This window comes from Xanthomonas sp. SHU 308 (assembly GCF_000364645.1).
In the GTDB taxonomy this organism is placed as follows: Bacteria; Pseudomonadota; Gammaproteobacteria; order Xanthomonadales; family Xanthomonadaceae; genus Xanthomonas_A; species Xanthomonas_A sontii.
The window spans coordinates 1-5207 of sequence record NZ_AQOK01000301.1; the positions used below are offsets into that span (position 1 = coordinate 1).

5 protein-coding genes are annotated in these 5207 nt (G+C 69.8%); all 5 read right to left on the reverse strand.

From position 1 onward, the window contains the following. On the reverse strand, window positions 1–401 hold a 401-nt coding region (locus D588_RS0110670), incomplete at its 3' end, for an SDR family NAD(P)-dependent oxidoreductase (RefSeq protein WP_017915957.1). 27 nt (window positions 402–428) lie between these two features. Then, window positions 429–1391, reverse strand: coding sequence for a transporter (locus tag D588_RS0110675; RefSeq protein WP_081613532.1), 963 nt, complete (start codon window positions 1389–1391; stop codon window positions 429–431). A 232-nt stretch (window positions 1392–1623) separates the two neighbouring features. Continuing rightward, the gene (locus D588_RS0110680; RefSeq protein WP_017908083.1) at window positions 1624–2100 is read right to left on the reverse strand and encodes a MarR family transcriptional regulator; all 477 of its coding nucleotides are present in this window, start codon (window positions 2098–2100) and stop codon (window positions 1624–1626) included. Between the two features lie 138 nt (window positions 2101–2238). Next, window positions 2239–3561 carry an MFS transporter gene (locus D588_RS0110685; RefSeq protein WP_017915959.1) on the reverse strand — a complete coding sequence of 441 codons (1323 nt, stop codon included), beginning with the start codon at window positions 3559–3561 and terminating at the stop codon, window positions 2239–2241. A 14-nt stretch (window positions 3562–3575) separates the two neighbouring features. Further along, on the reverse strand, window positions 3576–4982 hold the full coding sequence (locus D588_RS0110690) for an alginate export family protein (protein WP_232764277.1): 1407 nt from the start codon (window positions 4980–4982) through the stop codon (window positions 3576–3578). Between the last annotated feature and the right edge of the window lie 225 nt (window positions 4983–5207).

Consider the following 5207-nt stretch of genomic DNA (forward strand, 5'->3'; position numbering starts at 1 on the left):
GCCAGCTGCTTGTGCAGGTCCAGCCGCTGCGGCCACTCGGCGCCGAGGATGGAGGCGATGTTGATGATGCTGCCGCCGGGCACGATACGCGGCAGCAACGCCTGGCTGAGGTGGCGCAGGCCCAGATAGTTGACCTTCGCCACCACGTCCACCGGCGCGGTACCGGGCACGCCGGCGATGTTGGCCAGCGCATCGATGCGCTCGGGCAGCTGCGCCACCAGCGCGTCGATCGAGGCCGGGTCGCCCAGATCGGCCTGGTGGAAGCCGTGCAGGGTCATGTTGACCGGCTGGCGGTCGATGCCGATCACGGTGGCGCCGTGGAAGCGCGCCAGGCGCGCGACCTCGGCGCCGATGCCGGAGGCCACGCCGGTGACGAGGATGGTCTTGTTGTGCAGGTTCATGGCAGCGCGTGTCCGTTGCGGAGTTGGTCAGAAGACGTGGATGTACTGGACGTTGACGTTGTGGCCGGAGGGCGCGTTCTTGACCTCCACTGGCATGTAGAAGTTGGCGTTGAAGATGTTCTTCTGGTCGATCCGCCAGGACAGGCCGGGGCCCAGGTAGAACTGGGTCTGCTTGCTGTCGGCGACGCGTTCGCCATTGGTGCGGTTGTCGCGCAACTGCTTGAGGTAGTAGCCGTTGATGCCCAGGTGCAGGTCCTTGACCACTTCCAGCGAACTGGCGAAGTTGAGCCAGGCGGCGTCGCCGGCCTGGCCGTTGCGGAACACGAAGCCGTCCCCCTGCGGCACGTTGGAGGCCTTGTCGGCGCGGAAGTTGTAAATGTAGTTAAGCCGTCCGCTGATTTCCCAGCGCGGCGTCGGCAGGATGCTGAAGGCCCAGCTCGGCAGCACCGACCAGTAGCCCGCGCCCTGGTTGACGTCGCGGTTGCGGTCGAACTTGCCGATCGGCGCCAGCACATCCAGTTCGAAGCGTTGCGAGAACACCGGGCGGCCATTGCGGATCACCGGTGCCATCTGCAGGTAGGGGCCGATGGTCAGGTCGCCCAGGCCGGCGCCGTTGTCGCGCAGCGCCACCGGGCTGTCGTACGCGAACGACGTATCCAGATCGACCAGCGCCGCCAGTGCGGTGATGCCGAGGGAGCCGCCGAACAGCTTGTAGTCGCTGAGGTAGGCGACCTGGGTGACCCACACCGAGGAGCCGATGTGCGGATCGCGAAACACCGGCACGTCGTCGCCGTGCGCGTCCTTGATCGCGTCGAAGTCGTAGCGGCGCAGGTACTGGATCGCGGTCCAGCCCGGGTTGGGCTTGCTGAAACCGTCGAAGAAGCTGGTGCCGCCGGTATTGATGCCGGTCGGCAAGGTGGCGCTCTGCGGCACCGATTGCGCGGCCGCCGGGGCGACCCAGGCGATGGCCAGCACGGCGAGCAGAGACAGGCGCGCACGGGCACGCGGCGACGAGGGGACACGGTAGCGGACACGCTTCACGGGCAGGCACTCCAAGCGAAAGGGGAACGGCGGGGTGCGGGGGGACAGGAACGCAAACACGCAGCGCGCGCAGGGCGCGACCACGCGGCGACGCACGCCGTCAGCGGGACGCTGGCGGCGGGTCGGGAATCAGCGAGAAAGAAGGGCGGACGGCAAGAACCAGCCGCGCCGCAGGGGGCCGCTACAGGCGGTCGAGCGCGTCCAGCCGGTCCAGCGCCTGCAGCAGCGCGCGTGCCGAGGTCGCGCCGAGCGCGGTGCCGAGCTGCTGCTCCATGCGCACCACTTCGGCTTCGGCCTGCGCCAACAGCGCCGTGCCGGCGGCGGTCAGATGCAGGTGCTGCATGCGCCGGTCCTGGCGCCCGCGCACCTGCCGCAGCAGTTTGCGCTTGACCAAGCGCGCGACCACGATCGCCAGGTTCGGCGGCGACACGCTCAACACCTCGCCCAGCTGCCGCTGGTTGATGCCGGGATTGGCGTCCACCAGCACCAGCAGCGAATACTCCACCGGCTTCAGCTCGAAAGCGCGCACGCAGTCCTGGAACAGCCGCCGCACCTGCAGTTCGGTGCGGGTGATGCGGTAGCCGATCAGGCTGGTCAGGCGCCGCTGGTCCACGCTGTCCGCCGTGTGCGGATCGGCGGGCAACGCGCTGTTGGACATCTCGGGACTCGGTTTCGAACTCACTGCGCTTCCTGCATGGGGCGTCCTGCGGCCAGGTCACGGCGGCTGCGCACGCATCCGTCGGCGCCGGCCGGCGGTGCCGTCGCCATTGCATTGTAGGGGCATGGCCGCGCATGGTCACAACACCGCGTCCACGCGCCGCAGCAGCGCCCGGTACGGCGCGGCGGCGGTCCACAGGCACAGCGCGCCGAGCAGCGCCGCACCCATGCACACCACGCCCAGCGACAGCCCGACCTGGCGCTCGTCGGCGAGTACGTGGTCGGTGCCCAGCGCCACCAGGTACGGCCCTAGGCCCAGCCCGATCAGGTTGACCAACAGCAGGTAGATCGAGGTGACCTGGCCGCGTAGGCGATTGGGGGTGACCGCCTGCAGGATCGCCGGCGCCAGCGCCACCGGCATGCCCAGCACGAACGTGGTCAGCGCGATCGCCGCCAGCGCCGGCCACGGCCCTGGTGCCACCGCGAACAGCGCACTGCTGATCACCAGCAGCACGGCGCCGACCAGCGAGATCTTCAGTGCCGCGTCGCGGCTGCCGCGCGCCGCCAGGCGGTCGGCCAGAAAGCCGCTGAACAGCATGCCGGCGATGCCGAAGGTGAGAATGATGATGCCGTAGGCCGGGCCGATCTCGCCCGGGGTCCACTGCCAGCGGCGGATGAAGGTGGCTGGCAACCAGGCGGTGATGCCGAAGGTGATCATCGCGATCACCCCGTTGGCCAGGAACAGCGCCACGTACACCCGCGCGTTGTCGCGCAGGTGGCTCAGGTCCGGGCGCACGCTGGGCACCGCCGCGGCCTGCTCGCGCCGCGCCGGCTCGCGCACCGTGGCCATCAGCGCGATCACCACCAGGCCGGGCAGCGCGACCAGGATGAAGGCCGCCTGCCAGGGCCGGAAGCTGCCCAGCAGCGGCAGCACCACCGTGCTCTCCTTGCTGGTGGCCGCGATCACCAGGCCACCGACGATGAACGCCGCCGCCGAGCCGATGTAGACGCCGGAGGTGTACACGCTCATCGCCCGCGCGCGTTTTTCCGGCGGGAAGTAGTCGGCCAGCATCGAGTACGCCGCCGGCGACAGCGAGGCCTCGCCGACGCCAACGAACACCCGCGCCAGGAACAGGGTGAAGAAGCTGGTGACGTAGGCGCCGGCGGCGGTCGCCGCGATCCATATCACCACGCCGAGCACGATCAGGTTGCGACGGTTGCGGCGGTCGGCGACGCGGCCGAGCATCACCCCGATCAGCGTGTAGAACACCGCGAAGGCGAAGCCATGGATCAGGCTGAAGGCCGAGTCGGACAGCTGCAGGTCGCGCTTGATCGGCTGCACCAGCAATCCGAGGATCTGCCGGTCGACGAAGGACAGCGTGTAGGCCAGCAACAGCACGATGGTGACGTACCACGCATACAGCGGGCGGTACGGCGCAGGCGATGGCAGCGGATCGCGCATGGAAAGGCTCCGGCTCAGAAGCGCAGGGTCAGGAAGGGGGCGATGTAGAAGTAGTCGCGGCCGCGCACCGGTCCCTCGCGCAGGAACGGCCCGGCCTGGGTGTAGTGGGCGTACACGTCCAGGCTGGCGAAGGCGTTGAAGCGATACTTCACCCACAGCACCGAGCGCGTGCCGATGTCGCGCGCATCGTTGGCGTCGCCCGGCTGCAGCACCCGCCAGCCGGCCGCGTATACGCCGTCGTGCAGGCTCTGCCGCTGCAGCTTGAGCACGTACATGTCGATCCACAGCCGCTCGCTGGGACGCAGCACCAGTTCCGGGCCGATGGCGCGCACGTTGCTGCTGATCATGCTGCCGTCGAACACCGAGGCGCGCGCGTACAGGCCATTGAAGGTGTTCAGTTCGCCATCGCGCGGATCGCGGTCGCCGGACGAGACCTCCATGCGCCAGCCCAGGCGCGGCGACCACGTCGTCGTGGCGAAGGTGTAGCCGCCGAACAGCGTGCCCTGCCAGGCGCGCACGCGCTGGCCGGCGAAATGGCCGCGCTGGCCGATCAGCTCCAAGTCGTAGTCCCAGCCCTGCACCGCGCCGCTCAGGCGCGTGGACAAGGTGTGCCGATGCTCCTCGCCGACCACGCCGCCATAGCGACGCCCGTCCTGCACGGTGTCCAGGTACAGCGTCTCCAGCAGCGCCGCCTTCGGCTGGCTGGGCGACAGCGGCACTTCGGCGTGCGCGCCCCACAGGCGCTGGTCGCGGTTGGCACGGTCGTCGAAGCTGCCGGTGCGGGTCAGCACCGGGCGTCCCCACAGCAGGCCGCCGCTCCAGCGCGGCTGCCGGGTCAGCAGCCGCACCGCATCGAACGGCATGCGCGAGTTGGCCGGATCGCGCGGGTCGAGCAGGCGCTGCCAGGCGTAGGCGATCTGCTGGCGGCCGGCGCGCAGGCGCCAGGCCGGCGCCTTCTGCCCGTCGGACAGTTCGACGAACCCCTGCGCCAGGTCCAGCGGGTTGCGGTCGGTGGCCTGCACGGGCCGTGTCTGCAGGCCAGCCACGCGGCTGTCGGCGAGTTCGCCGAACAGACGCACATACGCCGACGGCCGGTAGTCGGCCCACAAGCGCAGGCGCTGCTGCGCATAGCCGTGCGGATCGGTGGCGAAGCGGCCGAAGCCGGCGTGCTCGCGATAGTCGTACAGCGTGCGGCTCTCGCCGCCGAGGCTGAGCCAGCCGTCGCCGAGCGGGAGGTACTTCCACTTCTCCCAGCCCTGGCGCGAGCGCTCGGCCAGCGCCGAATAGTCTTCCTGATCGGCCAGCAGCTTGCTCTGCGGGCCGTTGGGTTCGGCATCGGCCTGGGCGCAGCCGACGCTGCACAGCATTGCCAGGCACACGCTACGGGGCGCACGCCGCGCGCGCGCAAGAGGCACAGTCATCGATTCCCTCCCAAGTCTCGAAGCCGGTGATGCGAAGGAGCGCGGTCCGCTATCCGGTCGCGCGGCCGAGTGGTGCGGTCATGACGGCGGCGCCGCGACCGCGCCCGGCGCGGTACCGGCATATAACTGCTCGACCAACGCCGCGCGCGCGCGCAGCACGTTGCGCTGGTTGATCGAACCCTTGTCGGTGATTTCGCCGGCCTCCAGGCTCGGCGGCTGCTCCAG